The 2,533-nt window shown below is 69.7% G+C and carries 3 protein-coding genes; all 3 read left to right on the top strand.

The window, feature by feature from the left end:
- The first annotated feature begins 410 nt into the window (after window positions 1–410).
- Window positions 411–1,025, top strand: coding sequence for a ribonuclease H-like domain-containing protein (locus V7067_RS17355; protein WP_334177138.1), 615 nt, complete (start codon window positions 411–413; stop codon window positions 1,023–1,025).
- Between the two features lie 299 nt (window positions 1,026–1,324).
- Window positions 1,325–1,957, top strand: coding sequence for an LPS export ABC transporter periplasmic protein LptC (lptC, locus tag V7067_RS17350; RefSeq protein WP_334177137.1), 633 nt, complete (start codon window positions 1,325–1,327; stop codon window positions 1,955–1,957).
- Window positions 1,954–2,533 (top strand): LptA/OstA family protein (locus tag V7067_RS17345; RefSeq protein WP_334177136.1); only part of this gene is annotated, 580 nt, incomplete at its 3' end. The genes lptC and V7067_RS17345, both read left to right, overlap by 4 nt.

The raw sequence follows: 2,533 nt of genomic DNA, 5'->3' as shown, positions 1-2,533 counted from the left end.
TCCCGGTTCCGGCTCCGCTGCGTCGCCGCTTCCCTTCGTCCCCGCTTCCCTTCGTCCTCTTGCCCTTGCCGCACGGGTTCGGGCAGTCTGGAGCGGCTCGAAAGAGCGGTTCGAAAGGCGGCGGAATCGCAGCCTGCACGGCCGCCCGGGGCGGCCATCGGGGCGGTTGTGCCGTCCGGGCGGGGTGAGGGACTGTTAAGTGCCCGGCGCTATAAGAAAGCGCTCAGAATCCGTGCAGGGTGCATTCGCGCCGGCCGGCTGAGGGATTTGTGCCGGTGGCGCAGCGTGTGCCCCCGGTTTCCGGGCCCGCGCGGGGTGCCGGAACGACGTCGACGCGGCGGGCCGCCGCCCCGGCCGGGCCTGAGGGCCGGCGGGGTGGCGGGTGCCGCGCTGCTTGGTGCGAGGGAACGATGAATTTCCGCCTTCATCGCGGCGACCTGCCCGACCTGTCCCGCTACGGGTCGTCGGTTGCCATCGATACCGAAACCCTGGGGCTGAACCCGCACCGCGACCGGCTGTGTGTGGTGCAGCTCTCGCCCGGCGACGGCACGGCGGACATCGTGCAGATTGCGCGCGGTCAGCGCGAGGCGCCGAATCTCATGCGCCTGCTGGCCGATCCGGCGGTGACCAAGATTTTCCACTACGCCCGGTTCGATCTGGCGATTCTCTACAAGACCTTCGGCGTGATGGCGACGCCGGTGTTCTGCACCAAGATCGCCTCGCGGCTGGTGCGCACCTACACCGACCGCCACGGCCTGAAGGAACTGACGCGCGAGCTGATCGGCGTCGACCTTTCCAAGCAGCAGCAGAGTTCCGACTGGGCGGCAGAGACCCTGAGCGATGCGCAGGTGGCCTATGCCGCCTCGGACGTGCTCTATCTGCATGCGCTGAAGGAGCGGCTGGAGACCATGCTGAAGCGCGAGGCGCGTGCAGATCTGGCGCAGGCCTGCTACGAATTCCTTCCGGCCCGGGTGCGCCTCGATCTGGATGGCTGGGCCGAGGAAGATATCTTCGCCCATTCCTGATGAGGCCGGCCCGCGGAGGGCTGCCGCGGGGCTCTGCCCCGCCGTTTTCGCCTGAGAGGATGTGCCGGCATTGCCGGCCGGCCCCGGAAGGGCCACATCTGCCGGGCTCATTGCCAGCCGCGTGGCGGCGCGCTCCGGCGCGCCGCCCGCACAAAGCCGGAAGGACGAAGACAGGGCTGCGGATGATCGGGCGAGGCTCCAGCGTAACAGGCACAGCAACACGGGCCGGGGGTGCGGCTTCCGGGCCGCCGGACAACCGCGCGCGGGCGCGGCGGGCGGCGGCCGGCCACAGCCGCCGGGTGCGGCTGCTGCGCATCGCGCTGCCGGTTCTGGCGGCGGTCATCGTGGTCGGCTTCGGCGCGGTCACGCTGGTGCGTTCCTTCGCCCCGGGCCTCGATATTTCGGCCCTCAGGCTCTCCTCCGACGGCATCGTCATGGAGAAGCCGCGCCTGTCGGGCCATGGCCCGGACCGTTCCTACGAGATCACGGCGGCGCGCGCGGTGCAGAGCCTGACGGAGACCGACCGCATCGATCTGGAAAAGATCAAGGCCGTCATCACCATGAGCGATGGCCGGGTGGTGGACGTGAGCGCCCGCAGCGGCATCTTCAACAACAAGAAGGAACTGCTGACGCTGGAGCACGACATCGTGATTTCCTCCAGCGCAGGCGACAGCGGCTCGCTGTCCAGTGCCGTGATCGACCTGAAGACCGGCAACATGACGACCGACCGGCCGGTCGATCTGGGCTCGAAGACCTTCGCCATTCAGGCCGGGGCGGCGACGAGCGCCAACAATGGCAATATGCTGACCTTCAGCAAGGGTGTGAAGGTTACCATCACGCCGGCAAGCCCGGCCCCGTCTGCTTCAGGATCGTCCAATCCCAGTCCGCAGGTGCCCGCCGCGGATACCCAATCTCCGGAGAGCCGCCCATGACCGACCTGACGAGCGACACCGCGCCCGCCGCGCGCCGGCCCCGCGGCGCCGGCAGCCGCCGGATGGCGGCCGGCCTGCTGCTGGCGGTTCTCGGCCTCGCGCCCGCCGCCGTGCATGCCCAGCAGGCCGCAGCCCCCGCCCCGGCGGCCACCGGCGGCGGCACCCCCGTCAGCCCGTTCGGCAATTTCGGCGGCGGCAAGGGGCCGATCCAGATCGAATCCAACGAGCTGGAAGTGCAGGACAAGAAGGGCATCGCGATTTTCACCGGCAACGTCGTGGCCAAGCAGGGCGACAGCGTGCTGCAGGCGCAGAAGCTGGTGGTGTATTACAGCCAGCCGCCGGCTTCCGGCGGGGCCGGGGCGGACAAGGCGAAGAAGCCTTCCGCCACGGCGGCCGCCGAAGGCCAGCAACAGCAGCAGATCGAGCGGCTGGAGGCGACCGGCCGCGTGCTGCTGAGCGAGAAGGACCAGACCGCCACCGGCAGTGCCGCCACCTACAGCGCCAAGGACCAGACCATGGTCATGACCGGCGACGTGGTGCTGACGCAGGGCGGCAACGTGGTGCGCGGCAACAAGC

It is taken from the genome of Pseudoxanthobacter sp., from assembly GCF_036822375.1.
GTDB lineage: Bacteria > Pseudomonadota > Alphaproteobacteria > Rhizobiales > Segnochrobactraceae > Pseudoxanthobacter.
This window is presented reverse-complemented; position numbering and strand designations above follow the sequence as displayed.